At 66.4% G+C, this 25232-nt stretch carries 22 protein-coding genes and 2 pseudogenes; 7 read left to right on the plus strand and 17 right to left on the minus strand.

All coding sequences use genetic code 11. The features are described from left to right. Positions 1 to 28: 28 nt before the first annotated feature. Complete coding sequence (locus tag G6N25_RS21765) at positions 29 to 1204, minus strand: hypothetical protein (protein ID WP_142272630.1); 1176 nt, start codon at positions 1202 to 1204, stop codon at positions 29 to 31. A 1160-nt stretch (positions 1205 to 2364) separates the two neighbouring features. Here G6N25_RS21765 and G6N25_RS24355 point away from each other — a divergent pair. After that, positions 2365 to 2486: pseudogene (locus G6N25_RS24355) on the plus strand (nitronate monooxygenase); the annotation flags it as partial. A gap of 281 nt (positions 2487 to 2767) precedes the next feature. Here the strand turns inward: G6N25_RS24355 and G6N25_RS21775 are convergent. The 8 genes from G6N25_RS21775 to G6N25_RS21810 form a co-directional block, all read right to left on the minus strand. Further along, positions 2768 to 4060: a hypothetical protein gene (locus G6N25_RS21775; RefSeq protein ID WP_142272629.1), complete on the minus strand. Its 1293-nt coding sequence runs from the start codon at positions 4058 to 4060 to the stop codon at positions 2768 to 2770. A 1245-nt stretch (positions 4061 to 5305) separates the two neighbouring features. After that, a complete protein-coding gene (locus G6N25_RS21780) occupies positions 5306 to 6349 on the minus strand; it encodes an alpha/beta fold hydrolase (RefSeq protein WP_083074086.1) in 1044 nt (347 codons plus the stop codon). A 307-nt stretch (positions 6350 to 6656) separates the two neighbouring features. Further along, positions 6657 to 6911, minus strand: coding sequence for a hypothetical protein (locus G6N25_RS21785; protein WP_083074085.1), 255 nt, complete (start codon positions 6909 to 6911; stop codon positions 6657 to 6659). Next, the gene (locus G6N25_RS21790) at positions 6908 to 7189 is read right to left on the minus strand and encodes a DUF6247 family protein (RefSeq protein ID WP_083074084.1); all 282 of its coding nucleotides are present in this window, start codon (positions 7187 to 7189) and stop codon (positions 6908 to 6910) included. Before G6N25_RS21790 ends, G6N25_RS21785 begins: the two co-directional genes overlap by 4 nt. A gap of 1 nt (position 7190) precedes the next feature. Next, the gene (locus tag G6N25_RS24360; protein ID WP_308204516.1) at positions 7191 to 7637 is read right to left on the minus strand and encodes a recombinase family protein; all 447 of its coding nucleotides are present in this window, start codon (positions 7635 to 7637) and stop codon (positions 7191 to 7193) included. Positions 7638 to 7735: 98 nt separating this feature from the next. Further along, the gene (locus G6N25_RS21800) at positions 7736 to 9004 is read right to left on the minus strand and encodes an amidohydrolase family protein (RefSeq protein ID WP_083074083.1); all 1269 of its coding nucleotides are present in this window, start codon (positions 9002 to 9004) and stop codon (positions 7736 to 7738) included. A gap of 111 nt (positions 9005 to 9115) precedes the next feature. Beyond that, positions 9116 to 9889, minus strand: a complete 774-nt coding sequence (locus G6N25_RS21805; protein WP_083074082.1) for a class II aldolase/adducin family protein — start codon at positions 9887 to 9889, stop codon at positions 9116 to 9118. After that, a complete protein-coding gene (locus G6N25_RS21810) occupies positions 9876 to 11498 on the minus strand; it encodes a class I adenylate-forming enzyme family protein (RefSeq protein ID WP_083074081.1) in 1623 nt (540 codons plus the stop codon). Before G6N25_RS21810 ends, G6N25_RS21805 begins: the two co-directional genes overlap by 14 nt. A gap of 476 nt (positions 11499 to 11974) precedes the next feature. On the opposite strand from G6N25_RS21810, the gene G6N25_RS21815 reads away from it, so the two are divergent. Next, positions 11975 to 12490 (plus strand): hypothetical protein, encoded by a 516-nt coding sequence (locus tag G6N25_RS21815; protein ID WP_083074080.1) that lies wholly within the window; start codon positions 11975 to 11977, stop codon positions 12488 to 12490. Between the two features lie 25 nt (positions 12491 to 12515). After that, entirely contained in the window at positions 12516 to 13367 is an 852-nt protein-coding gene (locus tag G6N25_RS21820; RefSeq protein WP_083074079.1) for a DMT family transporter, read from the plus strand. Positions 13368 to 13420: 53 nt separating this feature from the next. On the opposite strand, the gene G6N25_RS21825 is transcribed toward G6N25_RS21820, so the two are convergent. The 7 genes and pseudogenes from G6N25_RS21825 to G6N25_RS21855 all read right to left on the minus strand — a co-directional run bounded on the left by G6N25_RS21825 (position 13421) and on the right by G6N25_RS21855 (position 19512). Then, on the minus strand, positions 13421 to 15007 hold the full coding sequence (locus G6N25_RS21825; protein ID WP_083074078.1) for a flavin-containing monooxygenase: 1587 nt from the start codon (positions 15005 to 15007) through the stop codon (positions 13421 to 13423). Beyond that, on the minus strand, positions 15004 to 15969 hold the full coding sequence (locus tag G6N25_RS21830; RefSeq protein ID WP_083074077.1) for an alpha/beta hydrolase: 966 nt from the start codon (positions 15967 to 15969) through the stop codon (positions 15004 to 15006). The genes G6N25_RS21825 and G6N25_RS21830 overlap by 4 nt, the downstream gene beginning before the upstream one ends. Positions 15970 to 16117: 148 nt before the next feature. Beyond that, a pseudogene (locus tag G6N25_RS21835) lies at positions 16118 to 16276 on the minus strand (thiolase family protein); the annotation flags it as partial. After that, complete coding sequence (locus G6N25_RS21840; protein ID WP_083074076.1) at positions 16273 to 16713, minus strand: MaoC/PaaZ C-terminal domain-containing protein; 441 nt, start codon at positions 16711 to 16713, stop codon at positions 16273 to 16275. The pseudogene G6N25_RS21835 and the gene G6N25_RS21840, both read right to left, overlap by 4 nt. After that, a complete protein-coding gene (locus tag G6N25_RS21845; protein WP_083074075.1) occupies positions 16710 to 17222 on the minus strand; it encodes a MaoC family dehydratase in 513 nt (170 codons plus the stop codon). Before G6N25_RS21845 ends, G6N25_RS21840 begins: the two co-directional genes overlap by 4 nt. Further along, the gene (locus G6N25_RS21850; RefSeq protein WP_083074074.1) at positions 17215 to 18330 is read right to left on the minus strand and encodes an acyl-CoA dehydrogenase family protein; all 1116 of its coding nucleotides are present in this window, start codon (positions 18328 to 18330) and stop codon (positions 17215 to 17217) included. Before G6N25_RS21850 ends, G6N25_RS21845 begins: the two co-directional genes overlap by 8 nt. Before the next feature lie 3 nt (positions 18331 to 18333). Then, positions 18334 to 19512, minus strand: a complete 1179-nt coding sequence (locus tag G6N25_RS21855; RefSeq protein ID WP_083074073.1) for an acyl-CoA dehydrogenase family protein — start codon at positions 19510 to 19512, stop codon at positions 18334 to 18336. A 171-nt stretch (positions 19513 to 19683) separates the two neighbouring features. On the opposite strand from G6N25_RS21855, the gene G6N25_RS21860 reads away from it, so the two are divergent. The 3 genes from G6N25_RS21860 to G6N25_RS23590 all read left to right on the plus strand — a co-directional run bounded on the left by G6N25_RS21860 (position 19684) and on the right by G6N25_RS23590 (position 21415). Beyond that, positions 19684 to 20313, plus strand: a complete 630-nt coding sequence (locus G6N25_RS21860) for a TetR/AcrR family transcriptional regulator (protein WP_083074072.1) — start codon at positions 19684 to 19686, stop codon at positions 20311 to 20313. Further along, a complete protein-coding gene (locus G6N25_RS21865; RefSeq protein ID WP_083074071.1) occupies positions 20310 to 21134 on the plus strand; it encodes a hypothetical protein in 825 nt (274 codons plus the stop codon). Before G6N25_RS21860 ends, G6N25_RS21865 begins: the two co-directional genes overlap by 4 nt. A gap of 116 nt (positions 21135 to 21250) precedes the next feature. Continuing rightward, positions 21251 to 21415, plus strand: a complete 165-nt coding sequence (locus G6N25_RS23590; RefSeq protein ID WP_169924618.1) for a hypothetical protein — start codon at positions 21251 to 21253, stop codon at positions 21413 to 21415. 165 nt (positions 21416 to 21580) lie between these two features. On the opposite strand, the gene G6N25_RS21870 is transcribed toward G6N25_RS23590, so the two are convergent. Then, positions 21581 to 24307: an FHA domain-containing protein gene (locus tag G6N25_RS21870; RefSeq protein ID WP_163672528.1), complete on the minus strand. Its 2727-nt coding sequence runs from the start codon at positions 24305 to 24307 to the stop codon at positions 21581 to 21583. 62 nt (positions 24308 to 24369) lie between these two features. Between G6N25_RS21870 and G6N25_RS21875 the strand changes: the two genes are divergently transcribed. Further along, positions 24370 to 25215, plus strand: a complete 846-nt coding sequence (locus tag G6N25_RS21875) for an SDR family NAD(P)-dependent oxidoreductase (RefSeq protein ID WP_083074128.1) — start codon at positions 24370 to 24372, stop codon at positions 25213 to 25215. The last annotated feature ends 17 nt before the right edge of the window (positions 25216 to 25232 follow it).

Consider the following 25232-nt stretch of genomic DNA (forward strand, 5'->3'; position numbering starts at 1 on the left):
CGGCTCGCAACGGCGACCTGCACCGGACTTAGAGCAGCCGCAGGATCGCGGAGATCCACGCCCCGACCTGGGTTGTGATCGTTCCGGCAATATTGCTAAACACCGACGGGAGATTAGACAGTGAACCCCTCACGATCGGCAGCAGGTAATTGTTCACGAGGTTGCTGACATCACCGACAACCGTCTGCAGGGATGGCCAACCAGTGACCAGATTGTTCGCGAAAGCCTGGATCTGGGCCGAGAGGCTCCCACCGGCCAAAATATTGGGGGTACCGGCAACAGGGGAAACGATATCCTTGGTGACGGCACCAGGGATGGTGACCCCGAGCGTATTGAGCACGCCGAACCCGCTCCCAAACACGCCGCCCCCACCAGCGTTGAGGGCAGCGTTAGCCATCAGGCCAGGGACATTGAGCAGGTTGAGCACACCGTTGAGGTAATCGCCACTGGCCCAGGACGTGTAAGCGGTCTGCATGCCTTTAGCTAACGCGGTCTCGATTACGCCAGGGAGCCCGATGAGAGCCGACAGACCGAAATAGGTCAGACCGGTGGTTGTCAAGTAATTCAACGCGTTCGACAAATTAGTTGCCATATAGGAAGGGATTCTCAGAATATTTTCCAAGGGTTCAAGGATCTGCGAAACTGGAAAATCATAGAAAGCATCGTAAAACGCATTAATACCACCTGTGATGTTGCCCGCCTGGAAGTCGGCGACCCCGCCGACAAGCGCCGGAAAGAAATGGTTGATACCAGTGGTGCTAGTGAAGTAGGTCAAGACTCCGTTCGCAGCCCTTTGATATGCGTTGAGGTAATAATTGGCGTAGCCGACGTCGTTGGCCACCACCTGCTGCAGCAGCGGGAAGGGAATGGCGCTCCATTTATTGTAAATAGTCTGGAAGTTCGTTGCCGCCGTCTGAAAGGCGCTAATCCACGTCTGGACCGGATTGACGCTGATGCTGGCGGCCGGCACGCCGGCCGCGACTGATCCGCCGGCGAGTGAGGCGAGTTCGTTTTCCACGCCGGAGAACAAATCGATCGCGCTGGCGGCGGCATCGGTGAGGTTGATTTCGGACACGCTCACGTGGCGGAGCTGTTGGGTCAGATGTAGGTCGGGTAGGTGCTGGGCCATCGGGCCTGCGGCGATGACAGCCGCGCTGGCCAAGGCGACTCCAGCGGTGATCTGGGGGCGGGCTGCGAGGTCCACGACCATCTCCTTTACGCATTCTGGATAATGACGAATTGAATGTACCCGTAAAATACGTTGGCTGAATTATCGTCAAAAAATAGGCAATTAACTGCAGTGATATATCCATGCAGCAAAACCCACGCGAAGTGAGCGGAAAATTATTACCGGCTCAGAGCATATCGAAGGGCCACCAAAATCATTTATGGGCAGCATGAGAATTAGTCAGTAAGCGTGTGGCATGGTGTCGGTTGGCCTGGCGTCGAGAAAGCCATGAGGTGAGCGTCTCGATCCACTTATAGCCAGGCAGGGCACTGCCCCTCAACGTGCCGGCGGATTGCACCGGGCAGCGCCTCAGCATGCTGCGGTGAGTGGGCGGTGAAAACAGTCGTGCGGGTTGTTCGTACCGCTACGGCACGAGGAGATAACCGTCGGTGCAGTCAGAGACAACCGACAAGGGTCAGTGCACACCAAGACCGGACAGCGCCGGTGTGGTTGTAGCACAAGCTAATACCGATCGCGTCAAGCGATCCATAAGCGCTTACCGGGACAGGGTCGGGCACACCGCACCCTCCACCCTTGGGGCGGACTGTAAACAGTGCGCAGGCAGGTGGCCCGGCGAGTGAGGGCGGGGTGATTGCCGAAGGGATCGGTCAACTCCGAGCAGCAGTGGCCTCAGTGGGTGCGGGAAGGTTTTCGTCGCCAGTCGACACCGGGCTGTCCCAGATCACGTGGACCGGAGATTGAGGCGCCTCGCGATGTCCTGGTGCGCCACGTGCCGCTACAGGCGCCGCGGCGACGACCAGTACGGGTGGGCCGAGTCGGTGCCGGTGGTGGAACGCTATCTCTCAGCAAATACCACAGTGCTCTCTATGCCCTGGCGAACAATCGCATCGTTGTGACAATAGCTATCTTAAGTGCGGGGGTGAATGGGGCGCGGCGTACTACCGATAGGTAATATCATATTTAACTATTTTAGCGGCAGATGAAGTTTGCTACAGAGCATGGGCGACATGGCTACCAGCAGATTCTCGGCTCTGCGATGATTGCGGATCTGCGTGCTTCTGAAGCGATCACCCAAAGTCACCCGAAAACGCCACGGGCACAAGTTCTTTACGGGTACATGCAGCTAGCGTCAGACGATCCAACGGCTGGCGGACGTCGCTCCGGCGTACGTCCATCGGAAGGCCGCCGCAGTGGCGGGGAAGCCCGACTATGTCCACCTGTGGGCGGCGCCGGTTACCGGCACGCCACCGCGGAGCCCGCGGCCGACATTCTGTGGCGACTGGCTCCAGACCTATGAGTATTCGAGGCGGTTCAGCACGTCGAAAAACGGTTCACCGAAACCGAATCGGCCCCCTTCTTGCGGAAGGGGGCCGATTGCCGTTGGCAGGTCACCCGCTCGCAACGGCGACCTGCACTGGACTTAGCGTCGGTCCACCAATGAGCTGGCGTGGACGTGACTGGAGTGCTTTTGGCGGTTGTTTCTGGCTATGAGCAGTGGGTATCTGCTGGTCTCCTCAGCTTTTCCTGTGGTGCTGCGGTCGGGCCTTATCTCTTGCCGTGTGGGCATGCTTCCACCAGCTAAAGCATTTTGAGGATGGTGGCGATCAAAGATGCGACTTGGCTTCCCACGGTGGTGGCGACGTTGCCCAGGATCGACGGGATACTGGCGATCACTGAGGGCAGGCTTTGCAGCATCGAGGTCAAGGTCCCCGAGATGTCGTTGGTGATCGAGGCGATAGCCGTATTCAGGGAGGGCCACCCGTTGGTCAGCGTGTTGAAGAAGCTCTGGGCCGCGGTCACCAGACTGCCGCCGTTGGTGATGTTTTGGGCGTTGGGGGCCACAATTTGTCCTGCGGTACCCGGGTCGAGCACGTTCAACACCTCATTGAGGAGGCCGTTAGCGCCGCTCTTGCCCCATACCGGACTGCTGAGCAACCCACCGGTGACACCATTAGTCGCGCTGGTCTGGTAGCCGTTGATCAAGGCGAACAGCACCGAGCCCGGTGTATTGACCAGTTGGCTCGCCGCCCCGAACGCATCCCCGGCATTCCACGCGTTATAGACCGACTGCAGGCTTGCGGCCAGCTGGTTAAACGAGACCGTGGCCAGACTCAGGCCATAGTTCCCGAGCTGCGTCACACCCGTACTGGTGAGATAGGCGGTGGCGTTGGCAAGGTTTTGCGTCATGTAGGCCGGGATCTTCAAGATCGTCTCCAGGGGTTGTGTCACCCCGATAAACTTCAGCTGGAACAGGTTTTGGTAGAGGTAGAACACGCCCTTTTGGACTTGGCCTGCCGCGATGTCGGCCAGTCCGGTTTGAACTGTCGGCCCCAGCTTGGCGACGGCGTTGGTCAAGTTTGTCGCCGCGGTCTGATACGGCGTCACATAGTCGATTCCGTACTGCAACGCATTCGCGGCGACCTGCTGCAGGATCGGGAACGGTGTCGTGGTGCCCCAATGGTTAAGAATCCACCCCAAGTTGGTCGCCCCCGACGCCAACGTGTTCACATACGTGTTAAACGGCAGGGCGATGTCGTTGAGGACATCGATTGGCGCTGTCGCCGCAGCGGCCGCCCCACCATTGGCCAGCGCGGCCAGCTCACCCTCCACTCCAGAGAACAAATCGATCATGCTGTCGGCAGCGCCAGTGAGGTTGATTTCGGACACGCTCACCTGGCGGAGCTGTTGGGCCACGTGAAAATCGGGTAGGTGCTGGGCCATCGGGCCGGCGGCGAGGACAGCGGCGCTGGCCAAGGCGACTCCAGCGGTGATGTGGGGGCGGGCTGCGAGATCCACGACCATCTCCTTTGTGTGTTCTGGATAACGACGAATTGAACGTACCCGTGAAATATGTTGGACGAATTGTGGCAACAAAATAGGAAATTAACTGTGGTGATATATCCATGCAGCAAAATCCGCACGAGATGCACCGAAAGCTATTAGTGACTCAGACCAACATTGACGGCCCGCCAAAATCATTTATTGGTGGCATCCAGCACGCCCCTGACGCGGTGTCGTCGCCGGGTGTTGACAACGCCATGGCGTGCGCGTCTCGATCCGCTCACAACCAGGCAGGTCACTCGACGCGCCGGTGAATTTCGCCGAGCGGCACCACAGCAGGATTACCCAAGCGGGCGGCGAAAACAGTCGTGCGGCTTGTCCGTACCGCTGCCGCACAGGGAGATCAACGTCGGTGGATGTCAGGCAGTAGTAACGCACACCAAGACCGGATGGCGCCGGTGTGCTTGTGGCATAAGCTAATACGACTCACGTCCGGTGACTCATCACAAGCGCTCACTCGGGACAAGGCCGGGCACACCACACCCACCAGCTACCTTGGGCGCACCGTAAAGCAGTGCACATGAAGGTGACCCCGGCGGTGAGGGCGGGGTGATCGCCGAAGGGGTCGGCTAACCCGGAGCAGCAGCGGCGGCGCCAGTGGGCGCCGGAGGGTTCTCATCGCCAGTCGACACCTGGGCTGTCGCAGATCACGTGGACCGGAGATTGAGGTGTCTCGCGAGATCATTGTGCGCTGCACCCGCCACAGGTCGCAGCGCCTCGGCGGCGAGCGCCGCCTGGCCGCGTCGGCGTCGGCGGTGAAGCGCTATCTCTCAGCAAATACCACAGCGCTCTCTATGCCCTGACGAACAATCGCATCGCTGTGACAATAGCTATCTTAACTGCGGGAGTGAATGCGGCACGGTGTACTACCGATAGGTAATATCATATTTAACTATTTTAGCGGCAGATGTAGTTTGCTACAAAGCATGGGAGGCACGGCTACCAGGAGATTCTCAACTCTTCGATGATTGCGGAGCCACGTGCTTCTGAAGCGATCACCCAAAGCCTGTCGAAAACGCCACGGGCCCAAGTTCTTCACGGGTACATGCAGCTAGCGTCAGCCGATCCAACAGCTGGCGGACGTCGCTCCGGCGCAAGTACATCGGCTTGCCATCGGCGACGACAAGCTTGCGGCGGCCAGTTGGAATGTGATCCAGCCACTGTGAAGCGGTCACCGATGAGCCGATCATCTGGTTGCGCTCGGCGTCGTCGTAGGGCCGGCGGCGCAACTCGATAACACTTGAATTCAGGTGGCACAAGCCCATTTTCGACGGATCAGCACACGGCAGCAGCGAGTTGCGGCGTCGGTGAACTATTGCGCGATGCCCGTGCTTTCGTTCTGGTGGCGGATCGGCGGTGCAAGCCCATCACCGAGTCGATTGCCTCGCTGACGCATTGCGGGCGCTCTTCGACCAGCATGTGGCCGGCGTTGGGTTGATGCAGATGGGTGGCGCCCGGGATGGCCGCGGCCAGGTCGCGTGCGTGGGCGGCCGGGGTCGCCAGGTCCGCTCCCCCGCTGATGACGACCGTGTCCGCGGAGATGGACGCAAGGGCGTGATATTGGTCGTATTCCTTCAGACCCGGAAGGAAGCCGACGGCTGTCGTCAATGAGATGGTGTGGACGGCCGACGCGGCGACCGCGGCGGCACCGGTGGTCGCGGCGCCAAAGTGCTTGTTGAGGCCCTGCCATACCGGCCGCACCAGCCCGCTGAAGTGGTCTGTGGCTTGCCGGGGCATGCGGTGCACGAGATTGAACAGCATGTCGGTGGCGCGTGTGCCCAGTAGGCGCCCGAGCCCCCGCTCGGCGAGGCGGCCGGCCGCCGTGGCGACCAAAACGAGGCCCTGCGCTTCCACCGGACGATCGGCGGCGGGACGGCCCAGGTACGCCAGCGCCGTCATGCCGCCCATCGAGTGTCCCGCCAGGGTGAGGGGCCCGGTGACGCGCAGCGCGGTGAGGACATCAGCGAGATCGGCTGCCAGCCGGTCGATTCGGTAGGTGTGCATGTCGGCGCCGGTCGAGCGGCCATGGCCGCGGTGATCGTAGGTGATGATTCGCACGCTGTTGCCCCACCGGCGCACCAGGTGACGGATCTGCAGCGCCCAGCTCGCCTGTGTCAGGCAAAGACCGTGCAGCAGAACGACGGTGTGCTCGCTGGCACCGGCAGAGCCGTAGTCGCGGGCCGCCAGCCGCACGCCGTCACTCGTGATGACCGTGCGCTCGACATAGCCGTCACGCCTTGCGTCCAAGCGCTGCGGAAGCGCGGCGGTGGTCGCACGGTATGCGTTTGTTCCCGTCGTCAGTTCTGGCTGAGTGAACACGGTGGGCTCCTCGTGGGTGCCGATGTCGAGGGGGTCCCGACACCTCGGTGCACTCGAAGCTACGGATCGATAGCGGCCGTGACGCGCTTGTGCGCAATAGCCACGCAACAAGCGATTTTGAGCTTTTGCGCATTGTGCTCAGCGGCGGTCGCGGGCGGGTTTGTTGCGCGTGGAGGTGCTCGAACTGACCGAAGCTGCCGCACACGATCCGGCCGTCCACCCGGGACGAAGAACGCGGAACATCATGCGACCCAACATCGTTCGGGGCCGCACTTCAGGTCAGCTTCGGCTTAGTGTTTCAAGACCGTTATCCGGTCCAGAGGATGTTGAAGATGATCAGGAGTTCGGCGTTGTCATCGACTCGGAAAGATAGGAGGCCGTGCTCGCCGAATTGGGTTTCCCGGTAGTCCGGCTGGTCGTCGGGGTAGACGGGCCAGGCATCCCACGGAGTGTCGGCGAGCCGGATAATCCGTTCCATGAGAGCGTCGTAGGCGCTGGGGTGGTCGATGAGGTCGGCGAACTGATCCTGTGCTCGTCCGATGAGCATCGGCCGGTAGCTCACCGTTTATCGTCCCACCCCGGCAGCGGAACAAGGTCTTCAGGGCGGGCGTCGCGGGCGGCCTGTGCGGCGGCGGCGAAACCGGGGTCGGTGTAGGCGGTGGCGCGGAGCCGCCAGCGGTGCAGCAGGGCGCGCAGCTCGGGCCACTGCCCGACTTCGCGGGCAGCGTCGAGTCCGGCCCGGTATTCGGCGAGGAACTGTTCGTGCCAGCGGTCTGGTAACAGCGCCAGGGTTTGCGTGGGGTCGTCGGGGTCCGGGGGAAACGCCGATTCTGCGGTCACGTCACACACTCTCCTTGGCTTTGCCGTGCTGAATGGTTCGATAACAGTTGGCCATGACACCTTGAGCAGGTCGACCTCGAATTCGGCGAAGATGGCGCGCCCTGTTAGTGCCGCTGAGTCCGTAGTCGAGATAGATCCGGTCCTCAGCGACGCCGAGTTCGCGAAGTCGTTGCTGTTGCACGGTAAGGTCCTGCGAGTCCGTCGAGCAGCGCGCATATCCAACGAGCGTGCCAGTAGTGGGATTATCGAAGTGTAAGGATAACCCCTGCTCATTGAGAATAGTTGCGCACGAGGTGTCTGAGACGGCGCGCGAGATCGGACGGATTCGGGTTGGTGTCGCCCCGGCGGCTCCAGCCGCTCGGTGAGGCACGTCGGCGGGAAATCGTCCGGGCTTCTTGGAAATCGTGCCTCGATTTCGAAGTACGTGATCAGATCCTCTGTCGACCACTTCCAGCGCGAGGCCGAACTGTAGGACGGCAACGCCCCATTCGTCCTGCGAATGACGCGGCTACTTTGCACTTCGGTCAGTTTCGGGAGTCCGGGCAATCAGAATGCGTCGGGATTCCGCTGTACGTCGACCGGCACCGAATGCCGGTACAGGCGGGAGGCGTTCTCCCAGCTGAACTTACGAATCACGTCCGGCGGCAGATCGCCGATCTGTTCGTGGATCGTTTGTTGGGTGTGCGGCCAGGTGGAGTCGCAGTGCGGGTAATCGGCCTCCAACATGATGTTGTCCACGCCGATCCGGTCCCGCTGCACGAACGACGACTTGTCTTCCACCGCGCAGAACCAGAAGTTGCGAGTGAAAACCTCCGCCGGAGTTAAGCTTTCGCCAAGCGCCCGCCAGGTGCCATACATCGCGTGATAGCTCAGCATGTGGTCCAGGCGGTCCAGCAGCCCGGCGACCCAGCCGATTCCGCCTTCGGACAAACAGATTTTCAGAGTGGGGAACCTGCTGGGCAGGCCGGAGTACAGCCAATCGACCGCCGCCGAAATGGCATAGGCGAAGAACAGCACCCCCTGCACGTCCGGCGGCGCATCGTCGGTGGTGGACGGCGAGGAACCGGACGACCCGATGTGCAGGTTCACCACCGTGTCCGTCTCGGCGCAGGCCGCCATCATCGGGTCCCAGTGACCGGAATGAATGCTCGGCAACCCGAGCATCGCCGGGTTCTCGCTGAACGTGACGGCGTGAAACCCGCGCTCGGCGTTCTCGTAGATCATCTTGGCGCCGAGCTCGGGGTCCAGCAGCCACGGCAATTGGCACGGGATGATGCGTTCGGGATAGGAGCCCGCCCACACCTCGAGGTGCCAGTCGTTCCACGCGCGCACCGAGGCCAGCGCCAGGTCCCGATCGTTGGTCACCTGTTGCAGCCGCTGGCCGGCGAACCCCGGCAGGAACGACGGGAAGTTGAGCGAGGCGTAGATGCCGTTGAGGTCCATGTCCCTGACGCGCTCGTGGATATCCCATGCGCCCCTGCGCATCTCGTCGAATCGGACCGGCTCGAAGCCGTACTCCGCCACCGGGCGCCCGACGACGGCGTTGAACCCGACGTTGGGCAGCTCCCGGCCGTCGTAGACCCACGCCTGTCCCCCGCCGTCGGCCTCCACGACTTGGGGCGCGCGGTCGGCGAACTTGCGCGGCACGCGTCCGGCGAAGGTGTCCGGCGGTTCGACGATGTGATCGTCCACCGAGATCACCGTGTAGCGGCGCGGCGCCCGGGGCGGATCCGGCAGAAACGTGACCGAGCGCTGCCCGCCGGTCTTCGCCGTGGTGAAATTCAGGTTAGCGGCCAGCTCGTCGATCGATTTCACTCGTCAACCTCCTTGCGGGAGCATCCAGTGTGCAACGTCGGCTTTCGGTGTGCGTCCAGGGCGGGAATCGGGGGCCGGATTGCGCCCTGGACGCACACCCGACGACCAGGCTCAGGTGAGCACATCGGGATCGGCCTTGATGGTCATCCGTGCCGCCCCCGCCCAATAGACGTCGGCGGCCCGTTCGATGAGCGACTGTTGCATGCCCGCCATGTCCGACCAATTCATCCGCACCGGCTCCTTGCCGGTCAGCATGACGTCGTAGGCCAGCTTGCGTACCCGTTCGATCGATGCCGCCCGGTAGACGGCCTCGGGTAGGTTGCGCCCCGTTGCGATGACGCCGTGGTTGGCCAGGATCGTGAGGTTGGCGCCACCGATGCGCGCGGCGAGATCCGCTGCGCGAGCGGGGGTGTCGACCTCGCCGTCGTAGGTGTCGATCAGACACAGGTCATCGAGGTACAGCGAACCGGTTTGGTGGACCAGCTGCGGCAGCCTGCCCAACGCGGCCAGCACGCACACGTAGTAGGGGTGGTTGTGAATGACCACCCGGGCGTCATCGCGGACGCGGTGCAGTTCCGTGTGGATGTGGATCGCCGGGGTGACATCCCAGCGGCCACGGACCACCCGCGCGTCGCCGTCCACCACGCAGATGTCCGAGGCGGTGAGCTCCTGCCACCACAGCCCCCACGGATTGACGAACATGTCGGTGTGGCCCTCGGGCTGCCAGGTGATGTGTCCGGCCATGTTCTCCGCGAACCCGATGACGGCGAGGTGGCGGAAGGCGACCGCCAGGGCCTGCTCGTCGGACAGCTCGACCCCGATCGGGGGCACCACCGACGGCGCCCAGACCTCCAGGCCTCCTCGCCGTGGGTTAGCAGCGTTCATGATCGGCCTCCATCCTGATTCGAATATCCTCGCGGAGCAGGCCCTTGGCGACCTTGCCGCCGGACGATCGGGGAAGCTCGTCGACCACGAGGAGTCGTTCGGGCAGCAGTTCCTTGGAGATGCCCAGCGCCAACAGGTGCTCGATGAGCCCGGGCAGGTCGATGGCGTGAGAATCGGCGAGTTCGGCGTAGACGCACACCTTTTCGCCGAACACCGGATCGGGCATCGCGACCGCCGCCGCGACCGCGACGGCGGGGTGGGTCGTGACGGCGTCCTCGACCTGGGTTGCGCTGATGTTCTTGCCGCCGCGCAGGATGAAGTCGGAGGTTCGGCCGGTGACGGTCAGGTAGCCGTCCGCGTCGATCTCGCAGATGTCGCCCATGCGCATCCACCCGTCGGGGGTGAACAGCCTGTCGTGGTCGGTCCCGCCGAGGTAGCCGAGGCTGGTCGCCGGTCCGCGGCACGCGGGCTGGCCCCGGCCGGTCTCGGTGACGTCCCGATCCCCGTCGAAGAGCCGGACCGCCATTTCGGGGACGATGCGGCCGCCGGTGCGGAGTCGGCGTTGGCGCGAGTCGTCGAGGGTCGTCGCGCTGAGCATCCCGGTCTCGTTGGAGCCGTAGAACTGCAGGATCTTCGCGCCGGTGAGCTCCTCGAATGCGGCGGCGGGCCGGTACGGCAGCGCCTCGCCGCCGGCGAAAACGACGCGCAGCGAACTCAAGTCATGGTCCCGGCACGCGGGGTCGGCCATCAGCATGGTCAATTGCGTGCTGACACAACACAACACGGTCACCTTATGACGGGCGATCGCCTCGCACGCCGCGCTCGGGGTGAACCGCGAAAGGATCACGGCCGTGGCACCGAGATAGATCGGAGTGGTGTGGCTGGTCCATATGCCAAAACCGAAAGGGGTGGGTATGACGGGCAAGAACGTGTCGTCCGACGTCAGCAACCCGTTGGCGACGGCCTTCTGATGGAAGTAGTGCCACCGGTTTTGGGTGTGCACCACGCATTTGGGCAGGCCCGTCGTCCCGGAGGTGGAGTTGATGAGAAAGACGTCGTCGGGGCCGAGTTGTGCGTCGGCCCCCACCGCCCTGGGTTCCACGTGAACGCTCAGCCGCGGCGCGCCGGCGTCGCCGCCGAGGACCAGCGTGGGCACGGCGGATTCGTCGGCCACACCCGCCGCGGCGTCGCCATGCTGCCGATCGGCGATCAGGATTTTGGGCCGCGAATTGCGCAGTATCGCGGCGACCTCGCGGGTCCCGGCGCGCGCGCCGATGCCGACCACGACGGCGCCGCAGCGTTCGATCGCGACGAACAGCACGTGGATGGCGGCGGAATCGCCGTGCCACACCGCGACCCGATCGCCGCGCGCCACTCCGAGGCCCGCCAGTTGCTCCGCCAGATCGCCAGCGGCAGAGTCGAATTCGCGCCAGTTCAACGACGCGCCGCCGTGGTCGACGTAGGCGGGACGGTCCGGTGTGGATTCGGCGTTGCGACGCACCGCGTCCGACAGCGTCGAATCCGACCACCAGCCGGCGGCGCGAAACCGGGCCGGGTCCTCGTCGGAGAATGCCGGCGAGCCCACGGCATCCAGCCGACCGGCGCTCATTCCCAAATGATAGGGAAACCGCGCGTCGTTTCGTCAGGGAAGTTCCGTCGCGAGGCCTTACGGCTTCTGCGGCGCGGGAGTGTTGTGCTGCCTGGCGTCCGTGGTGCGCGGGCGAACGTGCGACCAAGGACAGGTGACGCGCGGAATGCAGCCACAGTTGAGGCCGACGATGCAGGGGCTCCCGCCCACGGGCTGTACGGGGATGGTCCCGCCGCCCCCATCGGTGGGGGTTGGCGCCACACCCGACAAAGCGCTCTGTGCGCGATTCGGGGACTCACCAGCGCCGACCTGGCCGCCGCTGAGGCCCAAGACGACCGCAAAGATCAGCGCGGCGCCGCCGCACACGCCGGCCGCCAGCCTGCCCTTGCGATTCGTCACGGCTACCAATCCTAATTTTCGGTCGCGGGATGCGCGCCGCGACACAGGATGCTTTAGTCAAACCCGACGGTGGCTGCCAGCACAGGAGGCGATGGCGAATGAGGACCACGCGAATTGCCGGGCTTTGGCCGGGGCTGCTGGTTGGCGCCGCGGCCGGGGCCGCGGGCACCAGCGCCCTCAATGTGATCACCTATCTGGACATCGCGATACGGGGCCGACCGACGAGCACGACGCCCGAACGAACCGTCGAGGCGATGGCCAGGCTGGTTGGCCTCACGGTACCGGGCACCGGTGACGTCTTGACCAACCGGCTTCTGGGACTCGGCGCGCTCACCGGGTATGCCGCGGGCATCGGAATGGGCCTCATCCTCGGGCTGGCCTACGCGCTGGGTTGGCGCCCGGGATTGTTCGTCGCCACGTTGGTGGCGGCGGCGATCGCCCTGATCGGGACGAACGGGCCGATGACCGTGCTCGGGGTGACGGACCCCAGGACCTGGGGCATCGTCGGGTGGATCAGCGATCTGATTCCCCACTTCGGGTACGGCGTGGTCACGGCCCTCGTGCTGCACTACCTCTACCCGCCGTCGGTCCCCCGCCGACGATCGACAACCTGAGGCGCCCGTCTCGTATTGTCGATCCGTGCTGATCGGGTTCCTGCTCGCGCTGGGTTGCTCGGTGTGCTACGGCACGGCCACGGTATTGCAGGCCGTCGCGACGCGATCGGTGGAGGCCACCGGCACTTCGGGGGTGGACCCCGTGCTGCTGATGCGCGCCATCCGGCGGTGGCGCTATCTCGCCGGCATCGGTCTCGACTGCCTCGGCTTCCTGCTTCAGGTGATGGCGCTGCGCCTGGTGCCCATCTACGTCGTCGCCGCGGCGCTGGCCGCCTCGATCGCCGTCACCGGCATCGTGTCCGCGTGGGTGTTGTCGGCGCGGCTTTCGCCGGCCGAGTGGACGGCCGTGGGCGTGGTGTGCGTGAGCCTCGCCGCGCTCGCCTGCGCGGCCGGGCCGGGGCATTTTCGGCATGCCCCGGCCGGGCTCGGCTGGGCGCTGATCGGTGTGGTCGCCGCGATAGTCGTGGCGGGCGCCGCGGCGGGCCGATTGGGTGAGCGCGAGCGAGCGCTCGCCCTTGGCCTCGGCGCCGGAAGCGGATTCGGCGTCGTCGAGATCGCCGTGCGCCTGATGGACGTCATCGATCCGACCAAGGCCGCTTTCTACACCCACCCGGCCCTGTACGCGGCGGCCGGAGGCGGGGCCGCCGGATTCCTCTTGCTCACATCGGCCTTACAGCGCGGCTCGGTGACCACGACGGTGGCCGCGATGGTCGTCGGCGAAACGATCGCACCCGCCCTCGTGGGAGTGGTGTGGCTGGGCGACACCGCCCGCGCCGGTCTCGGCTGGCTGGTCGTTCTGGGATTTGTCGTGGCGGTGTCCGGAACGCTGGTCCTGGCCCGGTTCGGCGAAGCGCCCAGTTCCGCCGAGCCCGGTTGAGCCAACGCGTTACGCTCCCCGGAACCCGTTGCGCCACAGCTGATATCGCATGCTCATCGGGTGGTCAGCACCAGCCCGGCGTAGTTTTGACCGGCCACGGCGTCGCAGTAGCGCCGGTAGGTGCCGAATCCCCCGGCGTAGGGCATGAAAATCCGTTTCTTGCCTTCGATATTGGCGCCCAGGTACCACGACGACGCGGCCCTCGGGAACAGGGTCTGCTCGGCGGCCTCGGTGACATGATCGGTCCAGGCGTCGGCGGCATCCCGGCGGGGCTCCACCTCGCTGATTCCGAGCCGACGGGCCGTCAACACCAGCTCGATGACCCAGTCGACCTGAATCTCGGCGTGCAGCACCATGTTCGCGAGCACCGACGGGCTGCCGGGTCCGCTGACGGTGAACAGATTCGGCAGACCCGGCACCATCATGCCCAGAAACGTCACCGGGCCGTCGGTCCAAACGTCGCGCAGCCGCACTCCCCCGGGCCCGCTCGGGTCGATGCGGGTCAGCGCGCCGGTCAGGGCGTCGAAGCCGGTCGCAAAGATGAGCACGTCGCAGGGATAGGTGGCGTCGCCGGTTCGCACTCCGCCGGCGGTGATCGCGTCGATGGGCTCGCGCCGCAGGTTGACCAGCCGGACGTTGTCGCGGTTGAAGGTGGCGTAATAGCCTGCGTCCGTACAGATTCGCTTGGTCCCGATCGGGTGATCGACCGGGGTGAGGTCGGCGGCGACGACGGGATCGGTGACGATCTCCCGGATCCGCTCCTCGGCGAACTCCCGGGCGATGTCGTTGGCCGCCAGGTCGTTGTTCTGATCGGGGAAGGTCTTGGCGAACAGGACGCCGCCCTCCCGCCAGCGCCGCCACAGGGCCTCGGCTCGCTCGTGCGGGTCGGTGTCGAGGGCGTTCTTGTGGTAGGTGCCGTGCGGCGTGCCCGACGGCGCGTACGCCGAAGTCCGCCGGCGCTCGGGATACTGCTCGCGGATCTGGTGCTGTTCCTCCGGTGTCCACGGGCGGTTGGGCATCGGGATGGTGTAGTTCGCCGATCGCTGGAACACCACCAGCCGCTCGGCTTCCCTGGCGACGATCGGGACCACCTGAATCCCCGACGAACCCGTGCCGATCACGCCGACGCGCTTGCCGCGCAGATCGGGATCCTCGCGCGGCCACGCGGCGGTGAAGTACATCTCGCCCGCGAAATCGTCGATGCCGCGGATGTCGGGCCGGTTCACTGCCGACAGGCAGCCCGTCGCGCACACCAGGAACCGCGCGGTGTGCGTCTGGCCGCCGGCGGTGCGGACCCGCCAGCTCCCCCGCTCGAAGTCGGCGCCGACGACGTCGACACCGAACCGGTAGTGGCGGCGCAGCCCGAAGCGGTCCGCGACGTGGCGCAGATAGGCCAGGATCTCGGGCTGGGCGGCGAAGCGTTCGCTCCACGTCCAGCTTTGCTGCAGCCCGTCGTCGAATGAGTATGAGTAGTCGACGCTTTCGACGTCGCAGCGGGCGCCCGGGTACCGGTTCCAGTACCAGGTGCCGCCCACGTCGGGGGCCGCCTCGATGCCGATCACCGACAGGCCCGCCGACGCGGCCCGATGCACCGCGTAAAGCCCCGCGAACCCCGCGCCGATGACGATCACGTCGGTCATATCGACGCGCTTCCCGCGTGCGCCGGGCGAAGCAGCCGCCGCAGATCGCGGCAGACCAGGGGCAGCGCCGACGCCGCCGGCGCGAAGGACTGAATCGTCATGAAGCCGTGGAACAATCCGGGAAAATCGCGGTGCACGACCGGCACCCCCGCGCTGCGCAACCGGCGCGCGTAGTCGCCTCCCTCGTCGTGCAGGGGATCCAAACCCGCGGTGACGATCACCGCCGGCGGCAGGCCCGCATGAGACTCCGCGCGGGCCGGCGCCACCAGATAGGGCGGGTCGACGAGCCCTTCGCCGCCGAGGTATTGACGCCAATACCACTGCATCGCGGCGCGGGTGTTGAAATATCCGGTGCCGTAGCGGTGGTGGCTTTCCGTCCCGCACGAGGGATCGATCGCCGGGTAGAGCAGGAGCTGCGCGGCCGGCGCGGCACCCCCACGCTCGCGGCAGAGGATGGCGGTGACCGCGGCCAGATTCCCGCCGGCGCTGTCGCCGGCGATCGCCGTCCGCGCCGCATCGATGCCAAGGCCGTCCGCGTGTTCGACCACCCAGCGGAACGCCGCGAAGGCGTCGAGTGCGGCCGCGGGCGCCGGATGCTCCGGGGCCAGGCGGTAGCCGACCGACACGACGACGGCGTGGCTGCCGCGCGCCAGCGCCCGACAGAAGCCGTCGTGGGATTCGATGTCGCAGAACACGAATCCGCCGCCGTGGCAGAACACGATCGCGGGGCGGTTGTCGAACGGCTCGCCATGCGGGTCGTAGATCCGCACGGGGATCGCGCCGGCGGGGCCCGGGACCGCATGGTCGGCGGCGCCGCGGACGTCCCCGACGTTGGTGACGGGCGGGCGGCGTTGGGCCACGGCCGCTCGGGCCTGGGCGGCGGTCATGGTCTCCACACGAGGGAACCCGGCATTCAACTCGCGCAGCATGGCCCGCGCGGCGCCGTCGAGGGGGTCGTTCATGTGGGCCTCCGCCCCACCGTCCGGCCGGTCATGCCCGCCGGCATTTCAACAGGGTGATCCCCGCATCAGGCAGATCGTAGAACACCGGGCTCCACCGCTAATCCCCCCGCATCAGCAGGGCGACCTGCTCGCTCATAATGCCCCCGTTGCCGGTGACGCACGCGGCGTCGACGCCCGCGTCCTCGACGACCATCTTGGCCAGCAGCGCGTACTGGTCGAGGGTGAACATCGGTGGGCCGGTGGGGCGACGTTCGGCGGGCAGCTCGGCGATGCCGACGATGGCCGCCTCGCCGCGCAGCCCGGTCACGGCGTTCCCCGTCGGGGCAGCTCGACGGTGGCCGTTCCCGGCATCAGCACGGTGTCATCGCGGCGGCCCACGATGTCGAGATCGACCAGCCCGGAGCCGTTATCGGAGAGGCGTTTGCCGGTGACTTCGCCGGCGAAGGTGAGCAATTGGCCGGCATACGCGACCGCCCGGTTCTGCACCGAGAAGGACACCAGGCGCCCGCGCCCGCCGATCCAGTCTCCGAGCGCGCGGGCCAGCAGCGCCGCCTGCAGCGGGCCCTGGACCACCACGTCGTCGTAGCCTTCGCTGCTGGCCCAATCCTTGTCGTAATGGATGCGGTGGCCGTTGTAGGTGGCCGCGCTGAAGAAGAACAGCTGGGTTTCGTCGACGGCGACGGTCAGCGTGGGAATCTGGTCGCCCACGCCGACGTCGTCGTAGAACACTTGCGTATCGGTCATGGGCGCTCGAGGGGCCGGGCGATCATCGACGTCGACGCTTCGGCGACCAGGTCGCGGCGCTGGTTGCGGTACACGGTGTGCCAGGTGACCAGCACGAATCTTCCGGAGCGGCCGCGCTTTTCGACGATCGACTCGACGGTGCGCACCATGTCGATTTCGTCGCGGTGGTAGGCCGGCAGGTGAAAGGTGAAGCTCTCCCCGCCGGCCATCCGCCTCGGGGCGCGCGGAAACGCGAGGCCGCCGGAGACCGCGCCGGAGGATCCGTCGGGCCGCAGCGCCTCGAGGTGGGTGACGCCGAGCACGGCGTACTGCAGATACAGCGGCGGACAGACGATGTCGCGAAAACCGTTGGCCCGGGCGTAATCCGGATCGAACCACAGGGGGTTGTGGTCGCCGACGGCGGCCGCCCACCGCTGCCAGTCGCGCCGGTTCACCTCGCCCCTGGCGGACGCGGCGACGGTGCCCACTCGCGCCGCCGACTCGGCGTCGATCAGGGTGTCCTCATTCATTTGGGCTCACCGGCTCCTCCAGCCATGTCGCGGCGACGTCGGCGCCCCCACCGAGCGTCGAGCCCAGCCGTGCCCGTTCGCTCCACAGATGCAGGTCGGTCTCGGTGACATAGCCCATCCCGCCGTGCAGTTGATGGGCGTCCAGGGTGATCAGCCTGGACGCGGCGGCCGCGTGCATGCGCGCGATCGCCGTTTCCCTGGTCGCGGTGTGACCGCGCGCCAGCCAAAAGACGGCCGAGTGCGCGGCCAATCGCGCTGCGGCCAAGGCGATGTGCATGTTGGCGATCAGGTGTTGGGCCGCCTGGAACGAGGCGATCGGCCGGCCGAACTGGTGCCGCAGCTTCGTGTAGTCGACGGTGCGGTCCAGCACGGCCTGGCCGACGCCCACCAGGTCGAGCGACCCCAGCGCCACCGCCATATTGGCCACTCGGCGCAGCGCCGCGGGGGCAGTCTCGCCGAGCGGCGCGCCGGCGTCGACGACCACGTCGTCGAAGCGCACGGTGAACGCGCGATGCCCGCCCGCCATGGCTAGCGGTTCCATGGTTATGCCGGCCGCGCGGGCATCGACGATGAGGACCTGCGTGTGCCCGCCTGCCGCGGCCGAAACCACGATGAGGTCGGCGAGGTCGGCGTCGGCGACGTAGTCCGCGGTTCCGGTTAAGCGCCAGCCGTCGGGCGACGCGGGATCGGCGCGCAGCACGGGCGAGACGTCGGCGGCGTCGCGCGCGCTCCATAACGCCGTGGTGCCGCGAATGTTGCCGCTCGCCAACGGCGGTAGCCACGCGGCCTTGACGTCCGGGCGGCCGAGCTGGTCGATCGCCAGCGCGGCCTGAACGGTGCTGTGCACCGCCGTCGGGCACAGCGCGCGCCCCGCCTCGGTGTAGAAGACGGCGAGATCGTCGAGCGAGCCGCCCGAGCCGCCGTACTCCCGCGCGATCGCGAGCCCGAACACGCCGGCGTCGGCCAACGCCTTCCACAGCGCGGGGGTGCTTCGGTCCGCGCCGGGCTCGTTGAGGCCACGCACCAGACCCACGGGGCTTTCCGCCGCGAGCAGGGCCCGCAACGTCGAGGCGAACTCGCGCCGCTCGGCGGTTGGTATCAGCTTCATCGGTCAGCGTCCATACGAGGGCATTCCGTGGCCGCGCTGGGCGATGACGTCGCGGAGGACCTCGTTGGTGCCTCCACCGAAGCGCATCAGGGGGGCGGCCCGGTAGAGCCGTTCGAATTTGCCGGCCAGAGGCGCCTTTTCGCCGCGATGTGCCAGCAGGCCGTCCGGGCCGAGCAGGTCGAGCGCCAGGTCGGCGAGGCGCTGGCGCAGCTCGCTGGCGAAGACCTTCTCGACGCTGACCTCCACCGTCGGGATGACGCCGCCGTCCAGGATCGACGCGGCCTCGTAGCCCATCAGCGTGGCAACCTCCACGTCGGCCTCGGCCTGCGCCAGCCGTCGGCGCAGCGCCGGGTCGTGGGCGGGCACCGTGCCGTCACGCCGCGGGCTGAGCGCAAGGTCGCGCAACTCGTCCACGGCGCGGCGCAGATCGCCCGCGTTGGTCAGCGCGCCGCGTTCCAGGTCGAGCGCGCCGGTGATGTACGTCCAGCCCCGGTTGACTTCGCCGATCAGATTGGTGACCGGGACCCGCACGTCGCGAAAGTGCACCTCGTTTGTGCGATAGCCCGACCACGCGTACAGCGGGCGGATCTCCACGCCGGGGCCATCAATCGGGACGATGATGACCGAGATCCCCCGATGGCGCGCAGCATCCGGATCGGTGCGCACGCACAGCCACTCGTGGGTGGCGCGCTGCGCCCCGCTGTTCCAGATCTTGGTGCCGTTGATGACCCAGTCCTGGCCGTCGAGCGTGGCGCGGGTGCGCAGGCTGGCCAGGTCGGTGCCCGCGTCCGGTTCGGAATAGCCGACGGCGCAGATCATTTCGCCTTTGGCGATCGGTGGCAGCCATTCGGCCTTGTTGCGCTCGGTGCCGTGTCGCATGATCATCGGCGCCACCGACGTGACCGTGAGGTCGGGTCCGGGCACGCCCCAATATTCGAACTCGTTCATCAGCAGGTGCTGATGAACGGCGCCGAGGCCGAGACCGCCGTACTCGCGGGGCCAGTTCAGCCCGAACCAGCCCTTCTCGCCGATCTTGCGGCGAAACCTGGCCACCTCCCCGTCGGGGAACTCCAGGTCGTGTTGGGCGAGTTCGGCCCGCAACTCGGCGGTCACGTTGTCGTGGAGGAATTCGCGAACCTCGGCCAGCCACGCGCGTTGCCCGGCGTCGAGTTCGAAATCCATTCCGGTGCCCACCTCACGCTTTCATCAGGCCGCGCCGGCGTAACGCCACTTGACAACGCCGGCTGGCGATTTCGCCCTGACGTTACGCCCCGGGCTTCCTCGCGCGGGAGCGCGCAACCCACTGACACCCGTCATTGACAGCCGTCAGTGAAGCTGTGTACGTTGGCTTACGTGGTTTCGGCGACGTCGACCGAGGATGCCGTTTCCCAGGCCGTGGGCGCCCGGGAGGCCAGGCGGCTGCAGACGCGGACCCGGCTGTTCGACGCCGCGGTGGCCGAGCTCGGCAGGTCGGGATTGGCGGGCACCGATGTCGCCGCCATCGCCGCGGCGGCGGGAGTGGCGCGAGGCACGTTCTATTTCCACTTCCCGACGAAGGAACACGTGCTGATCGAGCTGGAACGCAACGAGGAGGCCAATATCGTGGCGGCGCTTGCCGCGGGGCCGAGCGTGCCGGGCGACCTACTGTCGGTGCTCACTTTGCTGGTGCGCCGGGTGCTTGCGACCGAGGAGCGGCTGGGTCCGGTGCTCTTTCGGGACATGCTGGGGCTGCACTTCTCCGCGTCGCGGCCCGTCGAGGACGAGCCCGGCGAGCATCCGCTGGCCGAGTTCGTCATCGCCGCGATCGCCGAAGCGCAAACCGCGGGGCGAGCGTCGCGGGATGCGGACGCCGGCGAACTCGGCGTGATTTTCATGACCGGGCTGTTCGCGCTGCTGGCCACCGCGACGACCGCGTCTCGCCCGCGGGCCGCCCTCTTGGACCGATACGTGAAGACCATCGTTCAGGGAATGGAGGCGCCATGACCGGCACCGGCATCGAGGGCTACCGGGTCTACCTAGCGCGTCGCGACGGCGACGCCGATCTGCTGCATCGCCGGCTTGCCAACCGCGAGGAATTCTTCGCGTCGTTGGAGACCGACCCGGTTCGCTCCGCCCGTCCCATCGATCGAACCGTGTTCCTGCGGAACCTGCGCCGCCGGCGCCCCGAGCCGGGGCTTTCCCGCGAGATGCTGTTCCTGCTGGCCACCGCGAAACTGAACCAGGCGGAGCGATTCGGCGTGGACTTGGGCGACACCTATGGCCGGATCGGCGGCGAGGACCAGCCGCCGGAACGGGTATATCTCGCCCTCGAGGAGCACTATCACACCCGCCTGCTGGCCTACGTGCTCGACATGTTCGGTCTGCCATTCCAGGTGGTGGTGCCGCCGTTCGTGATGCGCCAGTTCGTCAAGACGGAAGTGTTTCTCCCCGAGCGATTCGGGTTCCCGTTCGTGGGCGCGGCGGAAATGGCGGGCTGCATCATGTTCGACGAATTGCGCCGCGTCGGGGTCGAGTTGTTCGCCGACGAACCGGCCGTCGCCGCGCGGATCGAGCGCCTCTACAGCGAGATCCTCACCGACGAACTGGGCCACGTCGGCTACTGCGCGGCGCGCTGCACGAAGGGCGAGCGGACGCTAATGCGTTGGCTCTACCCGCTTTTCGGGCGGCTGTTTGCCCGCCAGACCGCCGAGATCGGCCTGCTCACCGATCCGGTGAAACTTCGCGCCCGCCTCGCCGCGCCGTTCGACGTCGAGGGGCTCGCCGCCGGGGTGCCGAACGAGACGTTCGTCGCCGCGCGCCCCTGATCCCCCGGGCGCTCGCATGTAAATGCGCTGTCAATCTCCCGTAAAAACGCTTCGCCGCCGTCGCGTTCGGGCGGCCGGGCTGCGACAATTTGTCGAACAGACGTTAGGAAGCAGCCATGCCCGCCCTTGAGACACGCCTCCGGCAGGAGTTGCGCGATTGCGCGCTTGAGTTACGACAGCTGGCCTACACGGTGCCGCACGGGGTTGGCGAGCATGCGCTGCTTCAGCTGTCGGATCGGATGCGCGCCGCCGCCGACCAGGCGGTCCGTAGGGGCGCCTAGCGTCTTGGCGTTCGGTGTGTACCGACGGCGTTCGGGTGTGAGCTGACGGCGTCGAGTGTGCGTCCAAGGCGCGGATTTCGCGAAATCACCGCCCTCACCGCACAGCGAAAGCCCTGAGCGCACACTCGATACGCCGGCACCCCCGCGGCGTCGACAGCCGAGCGATCAGCCGCCCTTGAGGCGGATCTTCCAGCGCACGAAGCCGAGATAGGCGACGCTGAGCGCGACCAGCATGCCCATGTCGAACCACCACGCGCCGGGGGTGTGCCGCCAGTGCGAGTCCTTCGGCGTCAGCGGGCCGGGAACCAAATGGGTCAGGTCGGCGGTGGACGCCGACGCCGCGAATCCCCACCGGGCGGGGGTCACCCACGACATCTGGTCGAGCCCGACGCGTCCGGTGACCGGAATCATGCCGCCGGAGAACACCAGCTGCGACATCACCGCCACGACGAGCAGGGGCATGATCTGTTCGTTGGACCTGGCGATGGCCGACAGCACCAGTCCAAGCATCGCCGAGGCGACGCACGTCATCGCGACGTCGACGAACAGCTCGAAACCCGGCCGGCCCAACGCCACGGCGCCCTGAGTCGGCCCGCCCTTGCCGATCAGCGCGATCACGGTCACGATCGCCGACTGGACGACGGCGAACACGGTGTAGACGCAGACCTTCGCCAACAGGTAAGCGGAGGTCGACAGGCCAACCGCCTGTTCGCGCAGGAAGATAGGGCGCTCACCGATCAGATCGCGGATGGTCAGCGCGGTCCCCATGAAGACCGCGCCGACATTGAGCAGCACCAGGATCTGCCCCGGCTCGTTGGGCGAGGCGCCCAGTGGGTTGGGGATGCCGAAGCCGACGTTGCCTGGCACCGACATCGACAGCGAACCCATGATGAACGGCAATATGGCAAGGAAGACGAAGTAGCCGCGATCCGAGACGATCAGCCGAACCTGCCGCCGCGCGATCGTCGAGAACTGCCGGAACAGGCTCGTGTGCGACGGATCGCCCAATTCGGCGGGCTGCTCGGCGGGAGGCGGTGGCGGCGGCGGTCCGGTCCGGGCCAGGTACCGCGCCTGGGACCCGTCGGGGTCGTTGGCAACGGTGCTGAAGATGTCGGCCCAGTTTGTCGTGCCCATGGTCGGACCGATCTGGCCGGGCGGGCCGCAGAACGCGGTCTTGCCCCCGGGCGCAAGAAGCAGGACCTGATCGCAGATGTCCAGGTAGGTCAGCGAGTGGGTGACCACGAGCACCACCCGACCGGCGTCGGCCAACTGCCGCAGCATGGTCATGACCTGCCGGTCCAGCGCGGGGTCGAGACCGGACGTCGGCTCGTCGAGGATCAGCAGCGACGGCCCGGTCAGCAGCTCGAGCGCCACCGATGCGCGCTTGCGCTGACCACCCGATAGCTTGTCGACCCGAGTCTCCAGGTGCTGGGTCATCTCCAGCTCTTCCAGCACGCGGGCAACCACCTGGGCGCGATCATCCTTGGTGGTGTCCGGCGGCAGCCGTAGTTCGGCGGCATATCCCAACGCCTGGCTCACGGTGAGCTGACCATGCACCACGTCGTCCTGTGGCACCATGCCGATCCTGTTGCGCAGCGAGGCGTATTCGGCATGAATGTTGTGGCCCTCGAACGCCACTGTGCCACTGCTGGGCTGGGTGTACCCGGCCACCAACTTGGCGAAGGTCGACTTGCCGGCGCCCGATGGACCGATGACGGCTGTCAGCGTTCCGGGATGCGCGCCCAACGAGATGTTGTCCAGCAGCATTTTGTTGTTCTCGATCGTCCACGTGATCCCGCGCACGTCGAGGCCACCGGTGCGCGTCGCGGTCGCGGTCTCGTCGCGGCGTGCCAGCGTGCCGCCGGCGAAGACGAGGTCGATGTTGCCGATGGTGACGACGTCGCCGTCGTGCAGTATCGCCGAGTCGACTCTGGTGCCATTGACGAAGGTGCCGTTGATGCTGCGGTTGTCGTGGATTTCGCCGCCGCTGGGCGTCGGGACCAGGGTGGCGTGGTGGCGTGATGCCAGCACCTCGGGAATGACGATGTCGTTATCGTCGGCCCGACCGATCTTGATCGCGCCCGGTATCGACTCCACCGTCGATTTGCTCGGCCGCAGGATTCTCATCATCGATGTCGCGATGCTGGTGGCATCGCCGCCGATGCGGGTCGTCTCGGGGGCAGTGGGGGCCGGGGGCACCTTCGTGGGTGACGCCCGGTAGATCTGCGGCGCCGGCTGCGGTCCGCTGGGCTGTCCGACCGGTTGCCCGCTGGTCGGGAATCGCGGTTGCGGGCCCGAGGGATAGCTCGGCAGTGGCCCGCTGGGTGGATGGCTGGGCAGTGGCCCGCTGGGTGGATGGCTGGGCAGTGGCCCGCCGGTCGGATAGCTCGGCTGCGTTCCGCTGGGCGAAGGCGTGGGTTGGTGACCTGAGGTCGACGGCGACTGCTGAGGTTGGCCTGGCCAATGCGAGCCGGTGTGGGGCTGGGTCTGCGGCAGCCGTGGTTCAGGTGATCCGCTGGGCGGGCTGATAATGGGAATCGACGCCGTCAAAGGCGGCCGCCCGGCCGTACCTTGATGGCGCCCGACCTCGAAAGTCACTGCCGGACCATCAGGATTGCCGATGTTGACCCGCAGGCCGTCGTGGATGTCGACGACCGGCACGCGACGATTGTTGACGTACAACCCATTGAGGCTGCCGTTGTCGATGGCAATCCACCGGCCTTGGTCGAACCGCACGACGAGGTGTGTCCGGGATATCAGCGGGTGTGCGACCCGGACGTCCGCGCGCAAGTCACGCCCAATGACTACGTCGTTGCCCGCTGCGAAAGTGCGTTCGGATCCCTCGTATCGCACGGTCAACACGGGTGGGGCTGATCGGCTCACGAGGACCAACTGTATCGGCAGTGGCGTCGATCGGGGGGCTAGGCCGGCTCGGGTGGCCCAAGATAGGGGCCATGGCGGAGACAACCCACGTTGGCCCGTTGCTGACCGATCGGGTTGCGGTGGTGACGGGCGCCGGTGGCGGCATCGGCGCGGCGACCGCGCGGCTGTTCGCTCAACACGGTGCCCACGTGATCATCGCCGAGATCGACACCGCACTCGCTGAACAAACCGCCGACGAGATCACCTCGTCGGGTGGGTCAGCGGTCGCGGTCGTCACCGACGTGCGCGACGCCGGCCAGGTCGCCGGCTTGGCCCGGTCTGTGCTGAACCGGTTCGGCCGGGTGGATGTGCTGGTGAACAACGTGGGCCACTGGTTGCGCCACCCCGGCAAGTTCGTCGACACCGACCCACATCTGTGGGAGGAGCTCTACCGGATCAACCTGCAGCACGTCTTCCTGGTCACGCACGCATTCCTGCCCGCGATGGTCGATCAGCACGCCGGCGCGATCGTCAACGTCTCGTCGGTTGAAGGGCTGCGCGGCTACCCGGAGGATCCGGTGTACGCGGCTTTCAAAGCGGCCGTCATCCACTTCACCCGCAGCCTGGCGGTCCAGGTAGGTCACGACGGTGTGCGGGTCAACGCGATCGGCCCCGACGTCACCGAATCCCTACAGGTGCCCTACTCGCAGTGGCTGTCCGCAGCGGAGCAGACGCAGTGGCCGCAATGGGTTCCGGTCGGACGGATGGGGCTGCCCGAGGACCAGGCCCGGGTGATCCTTTTCCTGGCCTCCGACCTGTCGGCGTTCGTCACCGGTCACACCATCCCCACCGATGGCGGCACCGGCGCGGCGGGCGGCTGGTTCCGCTCGTCGCGCCGGGCCGACCGGGAATGGACGAATCGCCCGTTGGAGCCCTGAGCGCCCCGATTGCTTAT

This window comes from Mycobacterium heidelbergense, assembly GCF_010730745.1.
In the GTDB taxonomy this organism is placed as follows: Bacteria; Actinomycetota; Actinomycetes; order Mycobacteriales; family Mycobacteriaceae; genus Mycobacterium; species Mycobacterium heidelbergense.

Coding starts and splice junctions, on each gene's coding strand:
- G6N25_RS21855 (WP_083074073.1), bottom strand. CDS start 19,512: ATGGATTTCGAACTCGACGCCGGGCAACGCGCGTGGCTGGCCGAGGTT.
- G6N25_RS21810 (WP_083074081.1), bottom strand. CDS start 11,498: ATGAGCGCCGGTCGGCTGGATGCCGTGGGCTCGCCGGCATTCTCCGAC.
- G6N25_RS21825 (WP_083074078.1), bottom strand. CDS start 15,007: ATGACCGACGTGATCGTCATCGGCGCGGGGTTCGCGGGGCTTTACGCG.
- G6N25_RS21830 (WP_083074077.1), bottom strand. CDS start 15,969: ATGAACGACCCCCTCGACGGCGCCGCGCGGGCCATGCTGCGCGAGTTG.
- G6N25_RS21815 (WP_083074080.1), top strand. CDS start 11,975: ATGAGGACCACGCGAATTGCCGGGCTTTGGCCGGGGCTGCTGGTTGGC.
- G6N25_RS21850 (WP_083074074.1), bottom strand. CDS start 18,330: ATGAAGCTGATACCAACCGCCGAGCGGCGCGAGTTCGCCTCGACGTTG.
- G6N25_RS21805 (WP_083074082.1), bottom strand. CDS start 9,889: ATGAACGCTGCTAACCCACGGCGAGGAGGCCTGGAGGTCTGGGCGCCG.
- G6N25_RS21875 (WP_083074128.1), top strand. CDS start 24,370: ATGGCGGAGACAACCCACGTTGGCCCGTTGCTGACCGATCGGGTTGCG.
- G6N25_RS21840 (WP_083074076.1), bottom strand. CDS start 16,713: ATGACCGATACGCAAGTGTTCTACGACGACGTCGGCGTGGGCGACCAG.
- G6N25_RS21845 (WP_083074075.1), bottom strand. CDS start 17,222: ATGAATGAGGACACCCTGATCGACGCCGAGTCGGCGGCGCGAGTGGGC.
- G6N25_RS23590 (WP_169924618.1), top strand. CDS start 21,251: ATGCCCGCCCTTGAGACACGCCTCCGGCAGGAGTTGCGCGATTGCGCG.
- G6N25_RS21865 (WP_083074071.1), top strand. CDS start 20,310: ATGACCGGCACCGGCATCGAGGGCTACCGGGTCTACCTAGCGCGTCGC.